A 24,722-nucleotide genomic window follows, 5' to 3' on the forward strand; every position below is an offset into this window, starting at 1 on the left:
GCGACGAGTGCTGCGCTATGCTTCGCCCCTTTGCGCTTTACCGGCCATTACAGTCAACTAAACACCTGTAACGGCATGTAAAACAGCGCATGCTGCGTAACGAGGCATAAGACTTCGTTGAACAAGAAGACAGATCTGGGAATCAGGAGTGCTGGATGGGTCATGCAAGTAGTCAGGCGGCAGGTGCCGAGCATTCGGCATCGAAGTCGCTGAGCATGCTGGTGGCGGCGGTCGGGGTGGTTTACGGCGACATCGGCACCAGCCCGCTGTATACCCTTAAAGAAGTGTTCACCGGTGGCTACGGCGTGGCGGTCAACCATGACGGGGTGCTGGGCATCCTGTCCTTGATCTTCTGGTCGTTGATCTGGGTGGTGTCGATCAAGTACATGATGTTCGTCCTGCGCGCCGATAACCAGGGCGAGGGCGGGATCATGGCGCTCACCGCCCTGGCGCGAAGGGCGGCGGGTGACCGGGCGCGGCTGCGCACGTTCCTGGTAACCTGCGGCTTGATCGGCGCGGCGCTGTTCTATGGCGACAGCATGATCACCCCGGCGATCTCCGTACTGTCGGCGATCGAAGGTCTGAATCTGGCGTTCGAAGGCATTGATCACTGGGTGGTGCCGTTGTCGCTGGTGGTGCTGGTGGGGCTGTTTCTGATCCAGCGGCACGGCACGGCACGGATCGGCATCCTGTTCGGCCCGATCATGGTGACCTGGTTCTTGGTGCTCGGTGCGCTCGGTATCTATGGCATCAGCCGGCAACCAGAGGTATTGCTGGCCGTTAACCCCGCCTGGACCGTGCGTTTCTTCGTGGTCCATCCGGGCATGGGCGTGGCGATCCTCGGCGCGGTGGTGCTGGCGCTGACCGGTGCCGAAGCGCTGTACGCCGACATGGGCCACTTCGGGCGCAAACCGATGGCCCGTGCCTGGTTCCTCCTGGTGCTGCCGGGGCTGATGCTCAACTATTTTGGCCAGGGTGCTCTGATGCTGGGGGACCCGGAAGCGGCACGCAACCCGTTCTATCTGTTGGCGCCAAGCTGGGCGCTGCTGCCATTGGTGGGCCTGGCGACCGTGGCCACGGTGATCGCTTCGCAAGCGGTGATTTCCGGCGCGTTTTCCCTGACCCGCCAGGCGATCCAGCTGGGCTATATCCCGCGTATGTACATCCAGCACACCTCCAGCGCCGAACAGGGCCAGATCTACATCGGCGCGGTGAACTGGTCGTTGATGGTCGGCGTGGTGCTGCTGGTGCTGGGGTTCGAATCCTCCGGTGCGTTGGCTTCGGCCTACGGCGTGGCGGTGACCGGTACCATGCTGCTGACCACCGTCCTGGTGTCGGCCGTGATGCTGCTGTTGTGGAAATGGCCGCCGCTGCTGGCGGTACCGGTGCTGCTCGGTTTCCTGCTGGTGGATGGCTTGTACTTCGCCGCCAACGTGCCGAAGATCATCCAGGGCGGCGCATTTCCAGTCATCGCCGGTATCGCTTTGTTCGTGTTGATGACCACCTGGAAACGTGGCAAGCAGTTGCTGATGGAGCGTCTCGACGAAGGCGCCTTGCCGCTGCCGATCTTCATCAGCAGCATCCGCGTGCAGCCACCCCATCGGGTGCAAGGCACCGCCGTGTTCCTGACCGCGCGTTCCGACGCCGTGCCTCACGCGCTGTTGCATAACCTGTTGCACAATCAGGTGCTGCACGAGCAAGTGGTCCTGTTGACGGTGGTGTACGAAGACATCCCGCGGGTTCCGCCGCAGCGGCGCTTCGAGGTCGATTCCTATGGCGAAGGCTTCTTCCGGGTGATCCTGCATTTCGGCTTCACCGACGAGCCGGACGTGCCCCAGGCCCTCAAGCTTTGTCATCTGGATGACCTGGATTTCAGCCCGATGCGCACGACCTACTTCCTCAGCCGCGAAACGGTCATTGCGTCCAAGCTCGAGGGCATGGCCCGCTGGCGCGAGTTGCTGTTTGCCTTCCTGCTGAAGAATGCCAACGGCAACCTGCGCTTTTTCAACCTGCCGGTGAACCGGGTGATCGAGTTGGGGACGCAGGTCGAGATATAGCGTCCACACAACCTGTTCAGCGCCCAGGAGCGCAGTGCGTCCCTGGCCGAGTGTGGGAACCAGGAGCCCCGTTGCCTTGCGGCAGCGGGGCTTTTTTAGCGGCATCTTCTGCCCCGGTATTCCGTGACAACACGCCGTGCGCGGCTTTGGAAGGTTTGACAGCTGCTCGCTTACTGTAGGAGGTTTACCCGCCCGCAGATCAAGAGGTATCTGCCGGCGGCCAAGGATTTGGCTGCCGTCACCATCAAACAAGGGATTGTCTATGCAGGGTTCAACTACCGTTGCTCAACAGGTGGGCGGTCAGGGCGTGCATGAGCATCAGCCCGTCTCGCCCCGGAACATTGCCCAACAGATTCTCGAATGCCTGTTTCGCCGTCGTAGCCTCGCCCCTGGGGAAAGCGACGAACTTTCTTTGCAGGTGCTGGAGCCCCATCTGGCGAAAGTCATGCGGGCGGTCGAGAGCGGTCGCAAAGTTGAAATGGTCTTGCCGGCCTTTCCCGGAAAATCCCCCAGCCGCAAGAAGACCCTGAGTCACTTGCCTGACCTGGCTGAATACCATGCCATCGACGAGCTCCATCGCTTGTGTGCAGAAATCCAGGCGATCTATGCGCCGGGCGCACTGATCCACATCTGCTCCGATGGCTATGTGTTTGCCGATCTGGTGCGTGTTCCCGATGCGGACGTCAAGGCTTACACCGACTCGATCCAGGACTACGCCGAGCAGCACTACGGCGGTATGTTCGCCCATTTCGATCTCAGAAATGCCTACCCTCAGCTCGACTGCCTGGACGCCATGCGCGAAGAAATGATGATCGAGCACGGACAGTCGTTGATTCTGTTGCAACGGCGCTTCAAGGATGACCCGCACATGATGTTGATGTACTGCGGCATCCATCGCTTCCTGTCCGAGGATTATTCAGGGCTTGAAGCATTCGCTGGCGTGAGCCTCAACGCGGTGAAGAAGATCGCCAAGCCGGCCTCGCAGCGGGTGATTCAACGCAGTGAGGCCTGGAGCGCGTTGCTTCAGGCACGCTATCCGGATTGCCTGCGCCTGTCGATCCATCCGCAATTGGCGGTATCGACGAAAATCGGTATCCGCCTCGTGCCGACCAGTGACCTGTGGCGTACGCCCTGGCACTCGGTGGCAATCAAGCGACGGGGCGTGGTCACGCTCGAAAAACGCAGCAATGTCGACGAGCGTTTCCATCGACTGGTCTTTCGCAAGGGGCGTCCTTGTCACTACGCCAGCGCCCAATGAGGACGTCTCGGTTGCGGATCGATGCGGTGCTCTTCGATCTGGACGGTACCCTGGTGGACACCTTGCCGGACATCACCTGGAGCCTGAACCAGGTATTGCTGGAGCACGGATGTCCGGCGCTGACCGCGGAAGCGGTGCGGGACTATATCGGCGGCGGCACCACGGCGATGATCGAGGCGGTAGCGACGCAGTTTGGCATCGCCGATGCGGCCATGCTGCATCAGCGTTATGTAGCGATGTACCAAGATCATCTGGTGCAGTTTTCCAAACCTTTCAACGGTGTATTGGCAATGCTCGAAGGCTGCCGAGCGCTACAGCTGCCGCTGGCGATCGTGACCAACAAAGCCGAGGTCATGGCCTGCCAGGTCGCTGATGCGCTGCTCGCGCACACGCCCTTCAAGGCGATCCTGGGGCATCGCGCCGGCCGGCCACTCAAACCCCAGCCGGAGGTGGCGTGGGAAGCCGCTCGGCGGTTGTCGGTCGAGCCCCGCCATTGCCTGTTCGTTGGTGACACCGAGATCGACCTGCAAACCGCCCGCGCTGCGGGTATGCCCTCGGCAATGGTCGCCTGGGGCTATGGCGCGGTGTGCACCTGGCAGGCCCAGGCCCCGGACTTCTACTGTGAACAGCCGGCCGGGCTGTTACACATCCTCAAGCAACACTGTGGCGCCGCGCAGGCATTCACCGAGCGTGGCGATACCGTCAAATCCTGTTGATATACCCACTCTCAAGGAAGCTGTTCCATGGAACATAGAGAAGCCTGGATCACGGCCGTCAGCGATTTGCTGGGCGGTTACCTGTTCAAGGGCACGGATGATCGTTTCGAAACACAGGGTCGGGACCATCTGGCGCACCGGCTGGGGCAATGCTTCGATCAGCGCCGTCCGGTACGCCTGATCCTGCCGGGCTTTCCCTGCAAATCCCCCAATGCCATCGACCAGACCTTCGGCGTGCTGCCGGACTATGGCGAGTTCATGGCCATCGAGCGCCTCGATCAGATGGGCCAGGCGATTGCCGCGTTGCATGAGCCGGGGTGTGTGGTGTCGATTCTCAGCGATGGAACGACTTTCAACGACATCGTCGGGGTGACCGACGAGGTTCGTGCTACCTATAACCGGGCGCTGCGTGAACTGTGTACGACCCACACGATTGAGTGGGTCAGCATGGAAGACTTGTTCCCGCAGGCACAAAGTGCCGAGTCGGTGCGCGCCAGCCTGGTCAAGCAGGCCCGGTTGCCCTGGAAAAACCTGGGAGACCTGATCGAGCAGAGCCGGCACGATGAAGCCCTCGGTAGGACCCATGACAATCTCTGCAGTCATCTCTACAACGACCTGCGCCTGTGCCGCGAGGGCGGGCAGAGCGAGGACGAGTACCTGCAGCAGATCAACTACAAGGCTTACCAGATGATGCTGCGCGGGCAGGCCTTGAATGCGGCGGTGGATCGCTTCTTCCCCGATGACATTCGACTGTCGGTCCACCAATACAACAATGCCGGGCCCAAGTTTACCGTCGGGCTGGCCGAAGGGCTGAGCCGCGCCGACAGCCCCTGGCACGCCGTGCCGGTGTGCAACCTCGATGGGAGCCAGCACCTGCGGGCGCGGGCCCAGGTCGATCTTGACCAGCATGTGCTGGTCACTTGGCAGGGGCGGCCGTGGCTTTACCACCAGACAGAAGGTCCCCAGGCACAAGGCTTTGAGTTCGAGCTGCAAAAGCTCCCGCTCTTTGGCCTGGTGGTCCGGGATCCGTTGGGGTTGGGTTTCGAGCGACTGTCCACGGGGTTGCTGGAGTCACTGGTGGAAACCTTCGGCTTTGTTTGCCTCAAGGGTTGTCATTTTGAGGACCAGGACAGTTTCGCCCGCAGTTGCGAACGCTTTGGCACGTTGTACGAATGGGCCTTTGGCGCGGTGCACGTGGTCAAGCCGGCGGACAAACCGCAGGGGGTGGTGCACTCGCTGGAAAAAACGCCTTTGCACTGGGACTTGAACATGCTGCCCGACAGCGATGCCCAGGTGCAGCGCAACCCGAAATTCTGCGCCAGCAAGTTCATGTTGTATTGCAAGACGGCGCCGCTACCGGGCGAAGGCCAGACCACCGTCGTCGACAGCCGGAACGTGCTGCGCAAGGTCGGCTTGCAGGTCGCTCGGCAATGGCAGGCGGTGAACATCACCTACTACACCAAGATGACCTACTTCGGCGGTTCGCCGCGCATGTACAGCCTGGTGGATCGTCACCCCCGCAGCGGCGAACTCATCCTGCGTTACCAGGAAGGTACCGATTCGACACTGCAGACCCTCAGCCAGTCTGTGCAGGATCATGACGAGGAGACTCAACAGGCCTTACTGGATCAGATCAACGGTCTGGTCTACGACCCTGAGTGCCTGATTGCCCATCAATGGAGCGAAGGCGATCTGGTACTGATCGACAACTATCGAACGCTGCACGGGCGGCGGGCGATGTCGGCGGGTTCTGCTTCGCGGGAGCTGTGGCGGGTGCAGGTCTACTAGGATCAACCCTTTGCGGCAGCGAGTCTGCTCGCAAAGGCAGCAGCGTCGTTACAGCAAAAAGCCCCTGCATGCTGCAAAGCTGCAGGGGCTTCTCGTTAAGGCTGCATCAGATTACTGATCGGCAGGCTTGGGTTGACGTTTGTTGATCTCATCGATCAGGCGCTTGGCCAGGGCCGGGTAGTTTTCGTCGAAGTGATGGCCGCCTGGCAGTTTGATAGCTTCACCCACGGCGGTCTTGTCGGTGCAGCCGCTTTCACCGGCTTCTTCTACGCCGTAAATGCACACCACTTTTTCGGGAGGCAACTTGGCCATTTCCGGCCCGGTAGCCGCTTCGGTACCGGCGTTGCCGAGCCAGCCTTCGACTTCGATCTCGAAGCTGCCGGTGCGGGCGAAGGCCAGCAGGATGATTGCGTCGACCCTTTGCTGTTCAGTGGCCGGCAGGCGATTGTAGATCGCCGGCAGTACGTCGGCGCCGAAAGAATAGCCGGTCAGGATGAAGCGTTTGGTACCCCAGACCTGGCGGTAGTGCTGCATCAGTTCGGCGAGGTCCAGCGCGCTCTGTTCCGGACTCTTGTGCTGCCAGTAGTAGCGCAGGGTGTCGATGCCGACCACCGGGTAGCCGAGCTTGGCCATTTCATCGGCTACGTCGCGGTCCAGGTCACGCCAGCCGCCATCGCCGGAGAGGAACAGGGTCACGGTATCCCGGGCCTGGCTCGCAGGCACCTCGACCATCGGAATGGCCAGGCCACCCTTGGCCTTGTCGGTGCCGACGAGGATCTTGCGCAATTCGTTGTTCAGCACTTGCGGCAGATTGATGTCGTAGTCGCTGATGCTGGTTTCGGCATTCTTCTGATCCCGTACAAAAGCGGCGCTGGTGTCGTCGGGGTTGTCGTTCCAGGCGACCAGCCAGTGACCGTGGGCGGCGGTTTTGGGCAGCAGGTGCGTGCAGCCGGGTTTCTCCAGGGCCAGGTCCACCGAAACGGCCCTGGCCTTGTCATCCTTCTGCTCGGCCAGCCAACGCCAGGCGAGCACGGCGCCCGGGCCTATGCCGCTGACCAGCGTCGCCGGTCCTTGAAGCTCTCTCAGGCCTGCTTGCAAGGCGCGGCCTTGCAGCATGCAGTCCTTGGGCAGAATCACTTGGACGATCTGCGCCGAGCCGCTGCGGCTGAGGGTCGTCAACTGAGTGTCGCTGAGCTTCTGATCGTCATTGACCGCTACCAGCACCTGGGCGCGAGGCTGGGTGCCGGGGATGACGCGGGTTATCGGCACGCCGTCGGTGGGGAGCAGTTGTTCAAGGGTGGGTTGCGGGGCCGGGCGGTTCCAATACCAATAACCGCCACCGAGAATTACCGCCAGCACCAGCAGGGCGGCCACTATGTATCGCCAGGAGCGTTGCATCATCAGCGTTTCACCAGTCCAGTCAGGCCGCCAGCAATCAAGGCGGCAGTATCGGCCAGCGCCACCAGCGGATCGAGTCCGGCGGGCACGGCCATGTAACGAGGCTCCCAGTCAGGCTGGAATTTGTCTTTGAAACGGCGCAGCCCCTGAAAGTTGTAGAGCTGCTCGCCACGGCGAAACACCATCGAACCCAGGCGCTGGGTCAATGGCGCACCGCGGCGCGGTTGCAGGCCCGACAAGGGGACCATGCCGAGGCTGAAGCGGGCGTAGTCATGGTTCTTATAATGCTGGATCAAGCCGACCATCATGAATTCCATGGTCAGCTTCGGCGCTTCGGGGTGGGCACGCATCAGGTCGAGGCTGGCCAGCTCATGGCTATGGGTTTCCAGCAGGTTGGCGAATGCCACCGGACGGCCCTCGAAGCGAATCACGGCGATGCGGAAATGCTTGAGGTAGTCATCGCTGAAGCGGCCCAGGGAAAAGCCTTTCTCGCGTACGTTCTTGCCGGTCAGCCAGGCATCGGAGATGACCTTGAGCTCATCCATCGGCGCATGCCCCGGTTCATGGATCTCCAGCGACAGGCCGTCCCGGGTGCCACGGTTCCAGGTATAGCGCAAGTCCTTCATTTCCTTGCCCTTGGCCTCAAGGTCGAAACGCTTGAGGTCGACCCGGGCTTCTTCACCCAGCTTGATCGCGGTCAGGCCGATGTCCATGTAGTACGGCAGGTTCTCGGCGCGTACCTGGTAGAACACCGGGCGTGCGTGGTGGATGTCGCACAGGTCGCGGAACTGCCAGATCATCTCGGCCCGTTGCTGGGCGGGTCCTATCGGGTCATACAGGGCTACCAGGCTGCGACCACGGCGGGCGTACATCAGGAACGCCTCGTCATGGGGGTGGAACAGCAACGCCTTGTCACCGGTCAGGGCCAGGCCCCCGTCGGGCTGCGAAGAGGCCAAGAGGATCGTCCTGGCCCGCTCCAGTTCTTCTGCCGTGGGCAGATGGATCACCGGCCGCGCGGTGCGCAGCAGCCACGTCAGCGACACCACCACCAGCAGCACGGCGGCTCCCAGTAGTGAGCGCAGGCCACGGGGAGCGTCGGCGTCGAGGGTGAACTGCCACCATAGCTGATGGCTGTAGGGCACGTCCTGGTAGGCAAACAGCAGAAGCCAGATCGAGGCGCCGAGCACGCAGAGACTGGCGATCAGGAACAGCGGAGAAAACGGCAGTTCGGTCAGGCGGCTCGGACGATAGAAGGAGCGCCGGAATATCGCCAGCAGGGCGGCTGTAGAGGTCAGCAGAGTGGCCTCTTCCCAGTCGAAACCCTTGAGCAGGGAGAGCAGGGCGCCCACTAGCAGCAGAACAGTGGTCAGCATCCAGGCCGCCGACAGGCGACGGCGAAGGCCCTGGGCGAGCAACAGGCACAACACTCCCACCAGGCTGGCGCCGAAGTGCGAAGCGTCCACCAGTCGGTGGGGAATCAGGAAGCCGATGTGCTCCAGACGTGTATCGATCTCCGGGGTCACGCCGGAAAACAGTAGTACCACGCCGGACAGGAACACCAGTACTGCGAGGATCGGTGCCGCAAATCCTGAGGCCGCCCGCAGAGTCTGACGCGTCTGGAACAGTCGCTGGGCCTCATTGATCAACAGCAACACGCAGGCCACCAGCATCGGCAACAGTACATAGATCAAGCGATACAGCAGCAGGGCGGCGGCCAGTGGTGCGGCGCCCAGTTTGTCGGCAAATGCCGCCAGCAGGATCGCTTCGAACACTCCGACCCCACCGGGAACATGACTGAGCACGCCAGCGGCCAGTGCCAACAGGTAGACCAGCAGGAATGCGCCGAATGGCGGCGTCTCGGGCAGCAACAGATACAGCACCGTGGCAGCAGCCGCGACATCCAGCGCCGTAATGATCAGTTGCAGGAAGGTCAGGCGTCGGCTCGGCAGGCGCAGGGTACGACGTCCGGCCTTGATCAGGAGGGCATCCCGATGAGGTTGCTCCGGCAGGCGCCGACGATAGATGCCGATGACCAGTACGCCCATGAGCAGCAACACCGCCAGGGAGACACCCGCCAGCAAGGTAACAGGCAGATGCAGCGCGGCGGACGCGGCAGGCAGGTTGCTGAGGGTGGCCAGGGCGGCCAGTGGCGGCAGCGCACAACCCAGGGACAGGCTGGCGAACAATGTCATGTGGGCAACGTCCGATGCCCCGAGGCCATGACGAGCATACAGGCGGTAGCGAACCGAGCCACCCGACAGTAGCGACAGCCCAATGGCGTTGCCGATGGCAAACGCGGTGAACCCACCCAGGACCAGGGTCTGTGGCGGCAATGTCGCCCCGGCATAGCGGCTCGCCGACCATTCGTAGCCCAGCAGAATGATGAAGCCTGCGACCGTCGCGGCGACAGCACCGAACAGGGCCTGTCGAGGCACATCGAGAATCGAGTCGTGCAGCGCGTAAAGATCGAGTTCACTCAGGAGATGGCGACAGGCAATCAGCGCAATCGCAAACAGCAACAGCGTGACGGCGAGGCCGATGGGCTGGCGGTACTGGCTGACTCGGTCCAGCCAGCGCAAGCGTTCGGCCTTGATTGGTTGTGTAGCGGAAACAGAGTCTTGCGGGTCAGAATTTGCGCGCATCAATCACCTCTTGAGCTATGCGCGACAGGATGGGGGTATCCAGCCAAGTTACCAATCCCTTCGGCAGAAAATAATTACAAAACTTTTGTAATGAGGCCGATTTTAGACAAGCAAAAAACAACAGGCACAAAAAAGGCCACTCTTTCGAGTAGCCTTTCCTGATGTTTGGTTGCGGGAGCCGGATTTGAACCGACGACCTTCGGGTTATGAGCCCGACGAGCTACCAGGCTGCTCCATCCCGCGTCTGTGAGGCGGCATTCTACAGGCGAACGCTTGAGTGTCAACTGTTAAAAGGGCATCGAGGCAAATTAATGGTCGGCGTGCCCCTTTTTCCCTAAATGCCAGAAAACAAAAGGGAAATTGTCCTACAACTCCTGGCTCGTTGGCGCTGAGCGGCGCTACGGGTGATCATTTCCACACGCAGCAAAAGAACCTGGTGGCAGGAAAGACACGCACACAAAAAAGGCCACTCTTTCGAGTGGCCCTTCTTGACGTTTGGTTGCGGGAGCCGGATTTGAACCGACGACCTTCGGGTTATGAGCCCGACGAGCTACCAGGCTGCTCCATCCCGCGTCTGTGTGTCGGCATTCTACAGAGAATCGCCAGGCTGTCAACCCTTGCCCCGGAAAAAACTGTTCCGCTTCAAGTGCTTAGCCTCTCAAAAAACATTGTGACCATGCTGTGACGCAGGCGGGGCAAGGGCTGCGGCTCTATTGGATGGTTCGGTGCGATTGAAGAAATACATTTTAAGTAGTCCTTTTCCAGGCTAAGCGTCGGATCTTTCAAACTACTGGTGCTATATACAGCCCCTGGTGCGATACTGGCGGTCCGATTCATCCCTCATCCCGCTTCTTTATGACGCAACGCAAAATCATCCACGTCGACTGTGATTGCTTCTATGCCGCCATCGAGATGCGTGATGACCCGCAGCTGGCCGGTAAACCCATGGCGGTCGGCGGCTCGGCGGATCGACGGGGCGTGATCGCGACCTGCAACTACGAGGCACGGGCCTACGGTGTGCGTTCGGCCATGTCCTCCGGGCATGCCTTGAAGCTCTGTCCGGACCTGATCATCGTCAAGCCCAGGATGGACGCCTATCGCGAGGCGTCGAAGGAGATCCAGGGCATCTTCCGCGACTACACGGACCTGATCGAGCCGTTGTCCCTGGACGAGGCCTATCTGGATGTTTCCGACAGCGCCCATTTCGGTGGCAGCGCCACCCGCATCGCCCAGGACATTCGCCGACGCGTATCCAATCAGTTGCATATCACGGTGTCCGCCGGTGTCGCGCCGAACAAGTTCCTGGCCAAGATTGCCAGTGATTGGAAAAAACCCAACGGCCTGTTCGTCATTACTCCGGACCAGGTCGAGGACTTTGTCTCGGCCCTGCCGGTCAGCAAGCTTCACGGCGTCGGCAAGGTGACGGCCGACAAGCTGAGCCGGCTCGGCATTGCCGATTGCCTGCAATTGCGTCAGTGGGACAAGCTGGCATTGGTGCGCGAATTCGGTAGTTTCGGTGAGCGACTCTGGAGTCTGGCCCGTGGGATCGATGAGCGTCTAGTGCACAACGACAGTCGACGTCAGTCCATCAGTGTGGAAAACACCTACGATGTCGACCTGCCCGATCTGGCAAGCTGCCTCGATAAACTGCCGGAGTTGATGGAAACCCTGAGCGGGCGCATGGCGCGAATCGACAGTACCTATCGGCCTGGCAAGCCATTCGTCAAAGTGAAATTCCACGACTTCACCCAGACTACCCTTGAGCAGGCGGGGGCAGGGCGGGACTTGGGCAGTTACCAGTTGCTGTTGACCCAGGCGTTCAATCGCGGCGCAAAGCCGGTGCGGTTGCTGGGGATAGGAGTACGGCTGGAGGATTTGCGCGGTGGGTTCGAGCAGTTGGAGTTGTTTGAGCGGTGATGCGGGGAGGGCTGATCAGAAGGCTTTTTGTGGCGAGGGGATTTAGCGAAACGTCGCACCGCCCCGCTGGGGTGCGACGTTTCGCTAAATCCCCTCGCCACGGGAGTTTCAGTGAGCGCCCGGATCCGCCACCAACCGCCCGCCACTCTTGGTCAGTGCCTTCATGAACTCGGCCTGTAATTCCGGATCATTGCGGGTCAATTCGATCAGGCTCTGTTCCAGCTCGCTGGCTTCTTCTTCCAGACCCAGTTCCGACAGGCGCTTGACCCGATGAACCCACTGGCTCACCTCGTCGTCTTCCAGATCGTCGTAGATCAATGCGTGGGCTTCTACCAGCTTGCTGCGCAGGGTGCTGCTGACGCTAAGGGATGAGTCGGTGTGCACCTCGTCCTGGGCGTCCGTCACGCTGATTTGCAGCTTGCCGAAATGGTTCAGGTCCTGCTCAGCGAACGGACTCTCCAACAGATTGAGGCGCAGCACACCATTGCGGTCGGTGCTCAGCTCGAATGTCTGCCCGCCGGCCTTGACCTCAACCGGGCGTTCGCTCCAGGGCAGGCTCGAGTGCTCCGTGCGTTTGTCTCGCTGGACTTCATCGATGCCTGCCAGGTTCTGTTGAGCGCGGCCATGGGAGGGCGCGTTCATGAACGGGTTCAGCCCGGCGACACCATAGCTGAGCCAGTCGTGGGTCGCTGTCTCAGGCAGGTTACCGAGTGCAAACACATTGACCACGTTCGCGCCGATGCCGGCCACTACTGCCACTGCGCCCAGCGGGATTTCGTAGATTTCCCGCCAGGGTTGGTACGGTGTGTAGCGATCGTAACGACGCGTGACTTCGAACTCGGTGACTTCGAAGGTCTTCTGCTCATGGATCCGTACCCGGCGTTGCGGCAGGTCGAGCACCTTGGGTTCGCCCACATCGATCTGCAGGCTATGGTCGAGCAATTTCCGCTCGACCCGCTCTTCGTGCTCGCTGCGTTGCGACATTTGGTTGGCACAGCCGCTGACCAGCAGGGCACCGCAGAGCGCGGCGCCACCGAGGCCTAAGGTGTTTCGCTTGAACATGACGTCTCTATCTGATGTCAGCGGCGGATACGGGCCTGGAGGAAGGAGAGCACGTCGGCGACTGGCAGCGCTTGCGGCTCCGCCTCGGTTCGGCTCTTGTATTCCAGGTTGCCTTCGGCCAGGCCACGGTCACTGACGACGATCCGGTGTGGGATGCCGATCAATTCCATGTCAGCGAACTTGATGCCGGGGCTGGTTTTCTTGTCGCGATCATCCAACAGTACTTCAAAGCCGGCGGCCGTCAGTTCGGCGTAGAGCTTGTCAGTGGCTTCGCGCACCAGGTCGGTCTCGTAGCGCAACGGCACCAGGGCAATCTGGAATGGCGCCAGGGTGTCGCTCCAGATAATCCCTTTCTCGTCGTTGTTCTGTTCGATGGCAGCAGCCACCACGCGGGACACGCCAATGCCGTAGCAACCCATTTCGAGGGTGACCGGCTTGCCGTTCTCGCCCAGCACTTCGCACTTCATCGCCTTGCTGTACTTGTTGCCCAACTGGAAGATGTGCCCGACTTCGATGCCGCGCTTGATTTCGAGTACACCCTTGCCGTCCGGGCTCGGATCGCCGGCCACGACGTTGCGCAGGTCGGCGACGGCTGGAACCGGCAGGTCGCGCTCCCAGTTCACGCCGAAATAGTGCTTGTCGTCGATGTTGGCGCCGATGGCGAAGTCGCTCATCAGTGCCACCGAACGGTCGATGATGATCGGCAGCGGCAGGTTCAGCGGGCCGAGGGAGCCAGCACCGGCGCCGATGGCGTCGCGCAGTTCGGCGTCGGTGGCCATGACCAGCGGGCTGGCGACGCCAGGCTGGTTGGCGGCCTTGATTTCGTTCAGCTCATGATCGCCACGTACGATCAGTGCAATCAGCTTGCCTTCCTCTTCGGCGCGCACGATCAGGGTCTTGATCGTGCGTTCGATCGGCAGGTTGTAGCCTTCCACGAGTTGGGCAATGGTCTTGGCGTTCGGGGTGTCCACCAGCCGCATTTCTTCCGACGGCGCAGGACGGGAGGTTTCCCGTGGCACGGCTTCGGCTTTCTCGATATTGGCGGCGTAGTCGGAGCCGCTGCTGAAGACGATGTCGTCTTCGCCGGAGTCTGCCAGTACGTGGAACTCGTGGGAGCCGGCGCCGCCGATGGAGCCGTTGTCGGCTTCAACCGGGCGGAATTTCAGGCCCAGGCGGGTGAACACATTGCAGTACGCCTGGTGCATGCGGTCGTAGGTGACTTGCAGCGAAGCCAGGTCGGTGTGGAAGGAGTAGGAATCCTTCATGATGAACTCACGACCGCGCATCAGGCCGAAGCGTGGACGGATCTCGTCACGGAATTTGGTCTGGATCTGGTACAGGTTGATGGGCAGCTGCTTGTAGCTGCTCAACTCGTTGCGCATCAGGTCGGTGATCACTTCTTCGTGGGTCGGGCCAGCACAGAAGTCACGACCGTGACGGTCCTTGAGGCGCAGCAGTTCAGGGCCGTATTCTTCCCAGCGTCCGGATTCCTGCCACAACTCGGCCGGTTGGGTGCCCGGCATCAACACTTCCAGGGCGCCGGCGGCGTCCATTTCTTCACGCACGATGGCTTCCACCTTGCGCATGACCCGCAGACCCATCGGCAGCCAGGTGTACAGGCCCGAGGCGAGCTTGCGGATCATGCCGGCACGCAGCATCAACTGATGGCTGATCACGACGGCGTCGGAAGGCGTTTCTTTCTGTGTGGCGAGCAAAAATTGACTGGTGCGCATGGTTGGCCGTTGTCGGTTGCTGATGACGAGAAGTGACGGAGCATTGTACGGGCGAGATGCCCTGGCGTACAGGCGCGTAGCCGGTCGCCAGGTGCGAATGCCGGTTTCGCCGGCGTTTGCTGACGTTTCCTACGACTCTTCCGCCGGCCGGGTGGGTGTCGGTTCCGGGGCGGAGGGTGAGCCCTGGCGACGGTTCTCCTGGAACCAGTGCAGTGCGATCAGCAGCAGGGTCGGGACGCCGAGCAGGGCGGTGATCAGGAAGAAATTGTGATAACCGAATTTCTCTACCATCACCCCGGAATAGCCACCGATCAAGCGTGGCAGCAGCAGCATGATCGAGCTGAGCAGGGCGTATTGGGTGGCGGAAAACTTCAGGTTGGTCAGGCTCGACAGGTACGCCACGAACGCCGAGGTGGCAAGGCCGGAGCTGAAGTTGTCCAGGGAGATGGTGAGCACCAGCATTTTCAGGTTGGGGCCCATGTCGGCGAGCATCAGGAACAGGATGTTGGTGGCGGCCGAGGCCACGCCGCCGATGAACAGAATCGGCAGGATGCCGAAACGCACGATCAACAGACCGCCCATGCCGGCACCGACGAGGGTCATGATCAGCCCGAAAATCTTGCTGACACTGGCGATCTGGTCCTTGGTGAAGCCCTGGTCGATGTAGAACACGTTGGCCATGACACCCATGACCGTGTCGGACATCCGGTACGTGGCGATCAGTCCGAGCAGCAACAAGGCCTGCCAGCGGTAGCGCAGGATGAAGTCGTTGACCGGCGTGAGCACCGGCGCCAGGCCGCGCCGCCCCATGGCCGACAGGCACATGGCGGTCAGGAGGATATAGAGAATGGCCCGCAGGAAGGCGCGGTCCTCGAGCAGCAGATCAAGCAGGCTGACGCCTTCGAACAACACGCTGGCAAAGTCGGCGTTGTAGAGCTGGGTGAACATCGCCGGGACTGACACCAGTAGCACGATCAGCACGAACACCGATGCCAGTTGATGAGCGAACGTGTAGCGCCCGGCCTGCAATTGCGTACGCAGGGGTACCGGCGGTTCGCGCATGAACAGCGATGTGAGCAGTGCCGGGACCATCAATACGCCGAACAGCAGATAAGTACCGGCCCAGGCCGAGTGCTTGTAGCTGAAGCCGGTGGAGCCGAAGCCCTCGGCGAAGAACAGTGCGCCGGCGGTCGCCAGCAGTGCGGCGACCCGGTAGCCGGACATGTAGCTGGCGGCGAGGGCGGCCTGGCGGGTGTCATCGACGATTTCCAGGCGATAGGCATCGACCGCGATGTCCTGGGTGGCCGAAGCGAACGCCACGAGCACGGCAATGGCGATCAACCATGAGAGGTGTTTCTGCGGATCGCAGAAACCCATCCCGATCAGGCCCAGGATCACCAGGCCTTGGGAAAGCACCAGCCATGATCGACGACGGCCGAGTTTGCCCAGCACCGGAAGGCGCCATTGATCGAGCAACGGCGACCAGACCCATTTAAAGGCGTAGGCCAGGCCGATCAGGCTCGCGTAGCCGATGGTTTCACGAGCCACGCCGGCTTCGCGCAACCAGACCGAAAGCGTGGAAAACACCAGCATGTAGGGCAGGCCGGCAGCGAAGCCAAGCAGCAACAGCACGAGCGTCGAAGGACTGGCATAGGCGGCGAGGGCTGCGCGCCAGGTTTTACGGGGCATGGGCTGGAGTCTGCCTCAAAAATTGCGAAAACAAAGCGCGCACTCTAACCGCTGTGCTCTACCGGGCGCCAGCCATGGAGCCGAATATCAACACGATTATTCAGGATACTGATCCCTTCCATGCGCAGGCGTGCGCGCTGTTCATTCCCCGAGACGCTGCCTGCTGGCAGGCTGATCCGACCACCGGCGCCCAATACCCGATGCCAGGGCAGGCGGGTGTCGTTGGGCAGTTGGCTGAGGGTGCGGCCCACCCAGCGCGCTGCCCGACCCAGGCCGGCCAGCTCGGCGAGCTGGCCATAGGTGACGACTTTGCCGGGTGGCACTTGCGCAAGGGTCAGGTAGAGCGTGGTACGGCGTACCTGCGCGGCGTCTTCGGGGCCTGCTGGGATATCGGTCACGGGTAGGTTCCTGGGAAAAATACATGTCCGTTCGTAGGTTTATTCTGGCAGAGCTGATTGAGAAATGAACTCATCCCACATCCTTGGGTCAGTCCTTGCTGAGGTGTCGTCCTGGGGGATAATGCCGCCTTTTCACCGCAAACTTGAGCTCCTCATACGCTTATGTTGTCCAGAACCCTGCTATGCCTGGCTGTTGCCAGCATCTCCACGCCCTTGTTTGCCGATACCGTCTGGTTGAAGAACGGTGACAAACTCAGCGGCAAGATCACTGTTTTCGATGGCGGCAAGTTGCTGATCCAGACCGATTATGCCGGCGCCGTTCCCATCGACTGGAAACAGGTCAAGACCCTTGAAAGTGACCAGCAGTTGCTGGTCAAACAGGACGCCTACACCGGTGAGAAAGCCAAGGCCCTGCACGCTGCCGAAGACGGCAAGGTGACCCTGGCCAACGGTGACGCGCCCAAGACTGTCGAACTGGCCAGTATCCAGCAGATCCTCAAGCCCAAGCCGGTAGTCGAGGATCTGGTATGGAAAGGCAATGTCGATGCAGCGCTGGATTACCAGCGGGCGGAAAAAGATGTCGACGACTACGACATCGACTTCAAGACGACAGCGCGCCACGGCCGATGGCGGCACACCGCCGAGGGCGAGTACAACCGCGAATTCCAGGATGACGTGGTCTCGGCCGACAATTGGAAGCTGGAATACTCCCTCGACCGCTTCCTTACGGACAAATGGTTCTGGCAGGGTCGTCTGAATTACAAGCGCGACAAGGTCGAAGACCTGGCCCGCCAGCGGGTGGTAGGTACCGGTCCGGGCTACCAGTTCTGGGATGACGAACTGGGAGCGTTCTCGCTGGGTTCGCTGTTGAACCGCACCGATTACGAGTATCAGGACGGCGGCAAGGACAACTTCTATTCCGTCGCCATGAAGTGGGACTACAACCGCTACCTCGTAGGCAAGCGTGTCGAGTTCTTCACCAACGGCGAGGTGGGTAAACCGCTGTCCGGCGTTGCGGAGTACGCCTACGACGCGGAGATGGGCCTGCGCTACAAGGTCACCGACTGGGCCTCGCTCAACCTCAAGGCTGAGAAAGATGTGATTGAAGGTTCCGAGGACAGTGATTTGAGCAAGACGCGCTACACGGCCGGGTTTGGCGTGACCTGGTAAGCCCTGGGCAGAAGTGCCCCCTGTGGGAGCGAGCCTGCTCGCGATAGCGGTAGACCAGCAACAATACTGTTGACTGACACACCGCTATCGCGAGCAGGCTCGCTCCCACAGGGTTTTTTGTGTGCTGGCAAAAACTGGCGGGCACAAAAAAGCCCCGCTTTTGAGGGCGGGGCTCTTTGCTAAAGCAGGAACAGTTAGATAACTGTTACTTCTTCAGCTTGCATGCCTTTCTGACCGCGGGTAGCGACGAAAGAAACCTGTTGGCCTTCTTTCAGGCTTTTGAAGCCGTCGGATTGGATAGCTTTGAAGTGTACGAACAGATCGTCACCGGATTGTGGGGTGATGAAGCCGAAGCCTTTTTCATCGTTGAACCACTTAACGGTACCGGTTTGGCGATTAGACATGGTGTAACTCCTTGAACAAAGATAACTGCGACTCAGGAAGAACCCTGGCCGAGACTGAGTGCAAAGAGCAGGAAAAATTCTTGTAGATGGTTGGATCGAAATTCAACATATCGTGTAGAGATTCTCAGTGACACAAGCAGCACAGTGACGCCACCTTAACCCTTTTTCCCAAACGTGCCAATGGTCTTTGCGAAGGTTTCTCGATTTTGGTGACTGACGGCGCTCAGGCCCGGGAAAACAGGACGGATCGGCGAGAATTGCTTGCCACGCTTTGAACCCTGCCTCTCGCCCCGGTAAGATGCCGGACAGTTTTCTCCACCCTCGCTATTCAGGACACCGCCATGAGCATCAAATCGGACAAGTGGATTCGCCGCATGGCGCAAGAGCACGGCATGATCGAGCCCTTCGTAGAGCGCCAGATGCGCGGTGAAGGCGCCGACCGACTGATTTCCTTCGGCGTCTCCAGCTACGGCTACGACGTGCGCTGCGCCGACGAATTCAAGGTGTTCACCAACATCAACTCGGCCACCGTCGATCCGAAGAACTTCGACGAGAAGAGCTTCGTCGACATCAAGAGCGACGTTTGCATCATTCCGCCGAACTCCTTCGCCCTGGCCCGCACCGTCGAGTACTTCCGCATTCCGCGCAACGTGCTGACCATCTGCCTGGGCAAGAGCACCTATGCCCGTTGCGGCATCATCGTCAATGTCACGCCGCTGGAACCGGAGTGGGAAGGCCATGTGACCCTGGAGTTCTCGAACACCACGACCTTGCCGGCGAAAATCTACGCCAACGAAGGTGTGGCGCAGATGCTGTTCCTCGAATCCGATGAAGAATGCGAAGTTTCCTACAAGGATCGGGGCGGCAAGTACCAAGGCCAGCGTGGTGTGACACTGCCGCGCACCTGATTTTGACGAACAGTGGGAATTACTGAGCGGGCAGACACTCTACTGTGTGTACTGCCCGTTTTCATGTCAGCGCAACGGGCTTCGCTCAGGAGTTGCTCTATGAAGATCGATCCGCGAATCAGTGCCGAACTGGCAAGGCTTGAGCCCAATCAGATCGGCGTCATGGCCTGGTCCCTGCTGGCCCACCCTGTCGAAGCGGCAGGCGGTATTCCTGGCCAGCCTGATCCCGATACCCCGAATGAACAACCCACCGAGCCGGGCGAACCGACCCTGCCGGACGAGCCGCCTCCTGCGCCAGTAGCCTGAAAACCAGCTACAAGCTGCAGGCGAGCAGGACCTCACTTGTGGCTTCCATCTTAAAACTTGCAGCTATACCGGCCACATTTCGTTATCGCCAATGACAAAAATCCTGCAGTCGTTGTCCTGCTCGACCCGATAGCCGCCTGTAAAGGCGCCGAAGGCCGGTAGCAGGCTGATGGCGCTGCCCAGCCGGAAGCACGCCAGGCGCAGGCGCTGGCGGCCTTTGCCGTTCAAGTGATACACCGGGTGTACGTGACCGGCCAGCACATGGCGACTCGGATGCGGGTCGGGTTCGTGTTGCACCGCGAAGGGGCCCAGCAGCAGGGGTTCTGGTACCACGCGAATGTTCAGCGAGGGCGGTGGATCGCCGGCGTGTTTGTCATGGTTGCCGCGAATCAGCGTCATGGCCAGGTTCGGATGCCTGTCCCGCCAATCTGAAAGGGCCTTCAGGGTACCCGGCGCGCGTGAGCCAGGGCCGTGGAGAAAATCTCCGAGGAAAATCAGCTGTCGGCACGGCAGGCTCGCCAGTAATCCATCCAGGATCGCGATGTTACTGGCGGTGGTGCCGTGGGGCACCGGTTGGCCGAGCCTGCGATAGGCGGCGGCCTTGCCGAAATGCACGTCTGCCACCATCAGGGTCTCCTGGGCGGGCCAATAAATGGCTTTTTCCGGTAGCAACCAAAGCTCTTCGCCGGCCAGGCTGACGGGATAAGGCGCGGGCATCAGGCATCACCCCGCTCGGCAGTCTTTTCCAGTTCGCTGACCATTCGCCTGATGCGATCGGCAAGCTTTTCCGAACTCAGGCTTTCCCTGAACCGCTCCACCAGCAATGGAAAGCCCAGTGGAGTGGGGCGCTTGATGATGTGCAGGTCCAGCTTCAAGGTGTTGAGGCGTTCCAAGGTCTGCTCCAGACGACATATATCCAGTTCTTCACGCAGAACTTCTTCTCCGGCCTGGGCCAGCAAGAGGTTGTCGGCGTCGTATTGCTTGAATACTTGAAAGAACAACCCGCTGGAGGCCTGGACCTGCCGGGTGCTTTTCGGTGCGCCGGGGTAGCCGGCGAATACCAGACCGGCGATCCGGGCGATCTCGCGAAAGCGTCGAAGGGCCAACTCCCCGGCGTTCAGGCTGGCGAGCACATCGGCCAGCAGGTTGTCGGTGCTCAAGAGCGCGGGATTCAGGTAGTGCGACCAATCCAGTGCCGTGGCACTGAGCAGTTCGAGGCCGTAGTCGTTGACCGCAATGGAAAAGGTCAGCGGTTCCTGCTGGCTGACGCGCCAAGCCAGCAGGCTAGCCAGCCCCAGATGCACCTGGCGTCCGGCAAACGGGTACAGGAACAGGTGCCAGCCTTCCCGGGACTTCAGCGCTTCGGCCAGCAATGAAGTCTGCGTGGGCAGGCCGGACCAGCGCTGCTGAGTCAGTAACAAGGGCTGTACGGCTTGCATCTCCGGGCCCTCGAAGCGCCCCGCGGCGGCCTCGCTCAGGCGCGCCACCACGGCGGCAGCCAGTTCGTTGGAAAGCGGCATCCGCCCGCCGTTCCAGCGCGGCACGGCGGCTTTTTTCGCCTGGCTGCGACGCACGTAGGCAGTCATGTCCTCAACCCGGACCAGTTCCAGCAATCGTCCGGCGAACAGGAAGCCGTCCCCCGGTCGCAGGCGGGCAATGAAGCCTTCTTCCACGCTGCCCAGGGTTTTGCCGCCGCCGCCCTTGGTCCAGAATTTCAATTGCAAGCTGGCATCGCTGACGATGGTGCCGATGCTCATGCGATGACGCCGGGCCAGGCGCGCGTCGGGGACTCGCCAGATGCCGTGCTCGTCTGGCTCGACCCGACGGTAATCGGGGTAGGCGGTCAAGGACAGGCCGCCATGGCGCACGAAAGCCAGGGCCCAGGCCCATTGCGTTTCGTGCAGGTCACGGTAGGCCCAGGCGCTGCGCACTTCCCGGTACAGCTCATCGGGTACGAAGCCGCTGCCCAAGGCCATGCTGACCAGATGTTGCACCAGCACATCCAAAGGCTTATGAGGCGACTCACGAGGTTCGATGCGCCGCTGGGTCACCGCATCCCGAGCGGCGACGGCTTCGATCAACTCCAGGCTGTGGGTCGGCACCAGGGTGATCCGCGAGGTTCGTCCCGGTGCGTGACCTGAGCGCCCGGCACGTTGCATCAGCCGCGCCACACCCTTGGCCGAGCCGATCTGCAATACCCGCTCGACGGGCAGGAAATCCACACCCAGGTCCAGGCTGGACGTACACACCACCGCCTTGAGTTGACCGTCCTTGAGCGCACGCTCGACCCAGTCCCGGGTATCGCGGGACAGCGAGCTGTGGTGCAGCGCGATCAGTCCGGCCCAGTCAGGGCGCGCTTCAAGGAGCGCCTGATACCAGATTTCGGCTTGCGCCCGGGTGTTGGTAAAGACCAGGCAACTGTTGCTGGCGTCGATTTGCGCGATGACCTGGGGCAGCATTTTCAGGCCGATGTGGCCGGCCCACGGAAAACGTTCGAGGGCAGGGGGCAGCAGCGTATCGACCCGCAGCGTTTTGTCATTGGCCCCTTGGATGCTGATACCGTTGCCTCGGGGGATCAACACCTGCTCGGCGTGGGCCTGATTACCCAGGGTGGCGGACACGCCCCAGACGATGAGTTCGGGGTACCAGTGCCGCAGCCGCGCCAACGCCAGTTGCAACTGCACGCCTCGCTTGTTGCCCAGCAGTTCATGCCATTCGTCCACTACGACCATGCGCAACGTTGCCGTTGCTGTTTGCGCATCGCTGCGGGCAAGCATCAGGGTCAGGCTCTCGGGGGTGGTGATCAGTGCCGTGGGCAGGCGCCGGCCTTGGCGGGCCCGTTCGCTGGCACTGGTATCGCCGGTGCGCAGGCCTACGCTCCAGGGAATCTGCAGATCCGCCAGCGGCGCTTCGAGGGCTTTGCCAGTGTCGGCGGCCAATGCACGCATTGGCGTGATCCACAGGACGGTCAGCGGTTCGACCGCAGGTTTGCGTTTGCGCGGCTTATCCGGGGGCGGGGCGGTACGGGCGAAACGGTTGAGGGCGGCAAACCACAGCGCGTAGGTTTTGCCCGCTCCGGTGTTGGCGTGCAGCAACCCCGATTCCCCACGCTTGACTGCCGCCCAGACCTGTTTCTGGAAGGCAAACGGCTTCCAGCCGCGGGCGCTGAACCATTGGTTTGCGAAGTTGTTGGATGTCGCCATGCCTGCCGCGTGCGCCCTGGAAGTCTTCTTTCAAGGACCACGGCGGCAGGGGAAAGGTTTAAATAGGCGGATGGAGTTACCGCAGATTGCTCTGCAAAACCCTGTGGCGAGGGGATAAATCCCCTCGCCACACGTTTTTCACGCTGTTCTGGTATAGGGTTCTATTTCAGGTTGCCGCTGAGGAACTGCTTCAGCCGCTCGCTGTTCGGATTGCCCAGCACATCTTCCGGCGCGCCTTCTTCTTCGACCAGGCCTTTGTGCAGGAACAGCACCTGGTTCGACACCTTGCGGGCGAAGCTCATTTCGTGGGTCACCATGATCATGGTCCGGCCTTCTTCAGCCAGCCCCTGGATGACCTTCAACACTTCCCCCACCAATTCGGGGTCCAGGGCCGAGGTCGGTTCGTCGAACAGCATCACCTCCGGTTCCATCGCCAGGGCGCGGGCGATGGCCACGCGTTGTTGCTGGCCGCCGGACAGGAACGCAGGATACTGCTCGGCCACGCGCGCCGGTAGTCCGACCTTGTCCAGGTAGCGATGGGCTCGCTCGTCGGCTTCCTGCTTGCTGATGCCCAACACCCGGCGTGGCGCCATGGTGATATTTTCCAGCACGGTCATGTGGCTCCACAGGTTGAAGTGCTGGAACACCATGGCCAAGCGTGTACGGATGCGTTGCAATTCGTCGGCGTCGGCCACATGCATGCCATGGTGGTCCTTGATCATCTGGACCGGTTTGCCGTCCAGGCTCATGGCGCCGTCGTTGGGTTGTTCCAGGAAGTTGATGCAGCGCAGGAAGGTACTCTTGCCCGAGCCGCTGGCGCCGATCAGGCTGATGACGTCGCCGGTCTTGGCCTTGAGCGAAACGCCCTTGAGCACCTCATGTTCGCCGTAGCTTTTATGCAGGCCTTCGATGGTCAGTTTGTACATGGAACAGGCATCCTCAAGGCGAAAGTAGGTAGCCGCTGCGGTAGGCTTCGGCGCCGGCGACATGGGCGATGACCATGCCAGCGGTGGCCATGCGACGCAGCGAGCGGGCGTACATCAGCCCGGCATTGCAGCAATGAATGGGGGTGACGGTGTCGTTGACCGGGTCGATGATTTCCGCCACCAATTGACCGGCCTCCAGATACTCGCCAGGCAAGGCGGCATAGACCAGTAACCCGCCCACGGGGGTCGCCACCGGCTCGACGCCTGCCAGCGGCGTGGCTGGATAAGGCAATTCGGGCAGAGGCATCGGTTCGCCTTCGATGGCGCCGTAGCGGATCAGGTATTCGATCAGGGCCTGGCAGTCGAGGCTCGCCAGCCCATGGTTGACGTCGCCCTGGCCGCGCAATTCGACGGTGACCGAAAAACTGCCCAGGGGAATCTCGAAGCGTTCGCCGAAGCGCTCCTTGAGCTGCCACCAGAGCAGGGTGAAGCATTCATCGAACGACTGGCCGCCCGAGTCGGTTGCCAGCAGGCTGGCCTCGGCGCCTATGTAGCGGGCCAGCGGTTCGACCTGGGGCCAGGCTTCCGGCGTGGTATAGAGGTGCGCCACGGCTTCGAAATCGCAGTGCAGGTCCAGCACCATGTCGGCGTCGCAGGCCAGCCGTTGCAGGGTCAGGCGTTGGGATTGCAGTTGTGTGGCAGCGGTCTGCCGGGCAAGGGCATCGCGCAGGCTGGTGCGGATCAGCATCAGGTTGTGCTGGGGGTCATGGGTGAGCAGGTCTTCGATCTCGTTGCCGACTTCCTCGCTCAGGTCGACGAAGCGACGATTGAAGTTTTGCCCGCTCTCCAATTCGTAGCGACCCAATGGCACATCCATCAGCACTTGTTCGAGGCCGATGGGGTTGGCCACGGGCACCAGTACGATTTCGTGTCGCAGGTGGCCAGACGCCTCGAGCGCCGCCAGGCGTTGTTTGAGATGCCAGGCCACCAGCATGCCGGGTAGCTCATCGGCATGCAGGGAGGACTGGATGTAGATCTTACCGACGGCTTTTTCCGGGCCGAAGTGAAAACTGTGGATCTTGCGTGCGGTCCCCGGCAGCGGGGCCAGCAGGTCATGGATCTGGTGGCGCATTTGCTTGTGTGTCCT

The 24,722-nt window shown here is 61.2% G+C and carries 19 protein-coding genes and 2 tRNA genes; 8 read left to right on the forward strand and 13 right to left on the reverse strand.

All coding sequences use genetic code 11. From position 1 onward, the window contains the following. Positions 1-215 precede the first annotated feature (215 nt). From QZH45_RS07385 to QZH45_RS07400, 4 genes are all read left to right on the forward strand, one after another. Positions 216-2,057 (forward strand): potassium transporter Kup, encoded by a 1,842-nt coding sequence (locus QZH45_RS07385; RefSeq protein ID WP_392396962.1) that lies wholly within the window; start codon positions 216-218, stop codon positions 2,055-2,057. A 262-nt stretch (positions 2,058-2,319) separates the two neighbouring features. Beyond that, entirely contained in the window at positions 2,320-3,315 is a 996-nt protein-coding gene (locus QZH45_RS07390) for an isocyanide synthase family protein (RefSeq protein WP_053192771.1), read from the forward strand. Then, positions 3,312-4,031 (forward strand): HAD family hydrolase, encoded by a 720-nt coding sequence (locus tag QZH45_RS07395; protein WP_055134883.1) that lies wholly within the window; start codon positions 3,312-3,314, stop codon positions 4,029-4,031. The genes QZH45_RS07390 and QZH45_RS07395 overlap by 4 nt, the downstream gene beginning before the upstream one ends. A gap of 27 nt (positions 4,032-4,058) precedes the next feature. Further along, positions 4,059-5,819 (forward strand): isocyanide synthase family protein, encoded by a 1,761-nt coding sequence (locus QZH45_RS07400; RefSeq protein WP_055134882.1) that lies wholly within the window; start codon positions 4,059-4,061, stop codon positions 5,817-5,819. A 111-nt stretch (positions 5,820-5,930) separates the two neighbouring features. Here QZH45_RS07400 and QZH45_RS07405 read toward each other — a convergent pair whose 3' ends face one another. The 4 genes from QZH45_RS07405 to QZH45_RS07420 form a co-directional block, all read right to left on the reverse strand. Continuing rightward, on the reverse strand, positions 5,931-7,220 hold the full coding sequence (locus tag QZH45_RS07405; protein WP_055134881.1) for a virulence factor family protein: 1,290 nt from the start codon (positions 7,218-7,220) through the stop codon (positions 5,931-5,933). Further along, complete coding sequence (mprF, locus tag QZH45_RS07410) at positions 7,220-9,859, reverse strand: bifunctional lysylphosphatidylglycerol flippase/synthetase MprF (RefSeq protein ID WP_024780130.1); 2,640 nt, start codon at positions 9,857-9,859, stop codon at positions 7,220-7,222. Before mprF ends, QZH45_RS07405 begins: the two co-directional genes overlap by 1 nt. 166 nt (positions 9,860-10,025) lie before the next feature. Beyond that, a tRNA-Met gene (locus QZH45_RS07415) sits at positions 10,026-10,102 on the reverse strand. A 253-nt stretch (positions 10,103-10,355) separates the two neighbouring features. Continuing rightward, a tRNA-Met gene (locus tag QZH45_RS07420) sits at positions 10,356-10,432 on the reverse strand. Positions 10,433-10,714: 282 nt separating this feature from the next. Here QZH45_RS07420 and dinB point away from each other — a divergent pair. Further along, positions 10,715-11,776, forward strand: a complete 1,062-nt coding sequence (dinB, locus tag QZH45_RS07425; protein ID WP_024780129.1) for a DNA polymerase IV — start codon at positions 10,715-10,717, stop codon at positions 11,774-11,776. 108 nt (positions 11,777-11,884) lie between these two features. Here the strand turns inward: dinB and QZH45_RS07430 are convergent, their stop codons facing one another. The 4 genes from QZH45_RS07430 to QZH45_RS07445 all read right to left on the reverse strand — a co-directional run bounded on the left by QZH45_RS07430 (position 11,885) and on the right by QZH45_RS07445 (position 16,658). Further along, the gene (locus QZH45_RS07430; RefSeq protein WP_024780128.1) at positions 11,885-12,838 is read right to left on the reverse strand and encodes a hypothetical protein; all 954 of its coding nucleotides are present in this window, start codon (positions 12,836-12,838) and stop codon (positions 11,885-11,887) included. A gap of 17 nt (positions 12,839-12,855) precedes the next feature. After that, a complete protein-coding gene (locus QZH45_RS07435) occupies positions 12,856-14,571 on the reverse strand; it encodes a proline--tRNA ligase (protein ID WP_024780127.1) in 1,716 nt (571 codons plus the stop codon). A 129-nt stretch (positions 14,572-14,700) separates the two neighbouring features. Then, positions 14,701-16,260, reverse strand: coding sequence for an AmpG family muropeptide MFS transporter (locus QZH45_RS07440; protein ID WP_024780126.1), 1,560 nt, complete (start codon positions 16,258-16,260; stop codon positions 14,701-14,703). A gap of 44 nt (positions 16,261-16,304) precedes the next feature. After that, positions 16,305-16,658 carry an MGMT family protein gene (locus QZH45_RS07445; RefSeq protein ID WP_024780125.1) on the reverse strand — a complete coding sequence of 118 codons (354 nt, stop codon included), beginning with the start codon at positions 16,656-16,658 and terminating at the stop codon, positions 16,305-16,307. A 162-nt stretch (positions 16,659-16,820) separates the two neighbouring features. Between QZH45_RS07445 and QZH45_RS07450 the strand changes: the two genes are divergently transcribed. Continuing rightward, complete coding sequence (locus QZH45_RS07450) at positions 16,821-17,828, forward strand: DUF481 domain-containing protein (protein WP_024780124.1); 1,008 nt, start codon at positions 16,821-16,823, stop codon at positions 17,826-17,828. Between the two features lie 194 nt (positions 17,829-18,022). Here QZH45_RS07450 and QZH45_RS07455 read toward each other — a convergent pair whose 3' ends face one another. Then, positions 18,023-18,232: a cold-shock protein gene (locus tag QZH45_RS07455; RefSeq protein WP_024780123.1), complete on the reverse strand. Its 210-nt coding sequence runs from the start codon at positions 18,230-18,232 to the stop codon at positions 18,023-18,025. Positions 18,233-18,573: 341 nt separating this feature from the next. Between QZH45_RS07455 and dcd the strand changes: the two genes are divergently transcribed. Both dcd and QZH45_RS07465 read left to right on the forward strand, forming a co-directional pair. Further along, the gene (gene dcd / locus QZH45_RS07460; RefSeq protein ID WP_017126297.1) at positions 18,574-19,140 is read left to right on the forward strand and encodes a dCTP deaminase; all 567 of its coding nucleotides are present in this window, start codon (positions 18,574-18,576) and stop codon (positions 19,138-19,140) included. A 99-nt stretch (positions 19,141-19,239) separates the two neighbouring features. After that, complete coding sequence (locus QZH45_RS07465; protein WP_003184748.1) at positions 19,240-19,446, forward strand: hypothetical protein; 207 nt, start codon at positions 19,240-19,242, stop codon at positions 19,444-19,446. A gap of 63 nt (positions 19,447-19,509) precedes the next feature. Here QZH45_RS07465 and pdeM read toward each other — a convergent pair whose 3' ends face one another. The 4 genes from pdeM to QZH45_RS07485 all read right to left on the reverse strand — a co-directional run bounded on the left by pdeM (position 19,510) and on the right by QZH45_RS07485 (position 24,707). Beyond that, complete coding sequence (gene pdeM, locus QZH45_RS07470) at positions 19,510-20,163, reverse strand: ligase-associated DNA damage response endonuclease PdeM (protein ID WP_055135970.1); 654 nt, start codon at positions 20,161-20,163, stop codon at positions 19,510-19,512. Continuing rightward, positions 20,163-22,649 carry a ligase-associated DNA damage response DEXH box helicase gene (locus QZH45_RS07475; protein ID WP_069018481.1) on the reverse strand — a complete coding sequence of 829 codons (2,487 nt, stop codon included), beginning with the start codon at positions 22,647-22,649 and terminating at the stop codon, positions 20,163-20,165. The genes pdeM and QZH45_RS07475 overlap by 1 nt, the downstream gene beginning before the upstream one ends. A 161-nt stretch (positions 22,650-22,810) precedes the next feature. Continuing rightward, a complete protein-coding gene (locus QZH45_RS07480; protein ID WP_024780120.1) occupies positions 22,811-23,575 on the reverse strand; it encodes an ABC transporter ATP-binding protein in 765 nt (254 codons plus the stop codon). A 13-nt stretch (positions 23,576-23,588) separates the two neighbouring features. Next, on the reverse strand, positions 23,589-24,707 hold the full coding sequence (locus tag QZH45_RS07485; RefSeq protein WP_024780119.1) for a succinylglutamate desuccinylase/aspartoacylase family protein: 1,119 nt from the start codon (positions 24,705-24,707) through the stop codon (positions 23,589-23,591). Positions 24,708-24,722 lie beyond the last annotated feature (15 nt).

The sequence above is a fragment of the Pseudomonas corrugata genome (assembly GCF_050920615.1).
Classification (GTDB): domain Bacteria; phylum Pseudomonadota; class Gammaproteobacteria; order Pseudomonadales; family Pseudomonadaceae; genus Aquipseudomonas; species Aquipseudomonas corrugata.

Bases quoted from the DNA above. Each gene is read 5' to 3' on its own strand.
- QZH45_RS07385 (WP_392396962.1), top strand. From the start codon at position 216: ATGCTGGTGGCGGCGGTCGGGGTGGTTTACGGCGACATCGGCACCAGC.
- QZH45_RS07390 (WP_053192771.1), top strand. From the start codon at position 2,320: ATGCAGGGTTCAACTACCGTTGCTCAACAGGTGGGCGGTCAGGGCGTG.
- QZH45_RS07395 (WP_055134883.1), top strand. From the start codon at position 3,312: ATGAGGACGTCTCGGTTGCGGATCGATGCGGTGCTCTTCGATCTGGAC.
- QZH45_RS07400 (WP_055134882.1), top strand. From the start codon at position 4,059: ATGGAACATAGAGAAGCCTGGATCACGGCCGTCAGCGATTTGCTGGGC.
- QZH45_RS07405 (WP_055134881.1), bottom strand. From the start codon at position 7,220: ATGATGCAACGCTCCTGGCGATACATAGTGGCCGCCCTGCTGGTGCTG.
- mprF (WP_024780130.1), bottom strand. From the start codon at position 9,859: ATGCGCGCAAATTCTGACCCGCAAGACTCTGTTTCCGCTACACAACCA.
- dinB (WP_024780129.1), top strand. From the start codon at position 10,715: ATGACGCAACGCAAAATCATCCACGTCGACTGTGATTGCTTCTATGCC.
- QZH45_RS07430 (WP_024780128.1), bottom strand. From the start codon at position 12,838: ATGTTCAAGCGAAACACCTTAGGCCTCGGTGGCGCCGCGCTCTGCGGT.
- QZH45_RS07435 (WP_024780127.1), bottom strand. From the start codon at position 14,571: ATGCGCACCAGTCAATTTTTGCTCGCCACACAGAAAGAAACGCCTTCC.
- QZH45_RS07440 (WP_024780126.1), bottom strand. From the start codon at position 16,260: ATGCCCCGTAAAACCTGGCGCGCAGCCCTCGCCGCCTATGCCAGTCCT.
- QZH45_RS07450 (WP_024780124.1), top strand. From the start codon at position 16,821: ATGTTGTCCAGAACCCTGCTATGCCTGGCTGTTGCCAGCATCTCCACG.
- QZH45_RS07455 (WP_024780123.1), bottom strand. From the start codon at position 18,232: ATGTCTAATCGCCAAACCGGTACCGTTAAGTGGTTCAACGATGAAAAA.
- dcd (WP_017126297.1), top strand. From the start codon at position 18,574: ATGAGCATCAAATCGGACAAGTGGATTCGCCGCATGGCGCAAGAGCAC.
- QZH45_RS07465 (WP_003184748.1), top strand. From the start codon at position 19,240: ATGAAGATCGATCCGCGAATCAGTGCCGAACTGGCAAGGCTTGAGCCC.
- pdeM (WP_055135970.1), bottom strand. From the start codon at position 20,163: ATGCCCGCGCCTTATCCCGTCAGCCTGGCCGGCGAAGAGCTTTGGTTG.
- QZH45_RS07475 (WP_069018481.1), bottom strand. From the start codon at position 22,649: ATGGCGACATCCAACAACTTCGCAAACCAATGGTTCAGCGCCCGCGGC.
- QZH45_RS07480 (WP_024780120.1), bottom strand. From the start codon at position 23,575: ATGTACAAACTGACCATCGAAGGCCTGCATAAAAGCTACGGCGAACAT.
- QZH45_RS07485 (WP_024780119.1), bottom strand. From the start codon at position 24,707: ATGCGCCACCAGATCCATGACCTGCTGGCCCCGCTGCCGGGGACCGCA.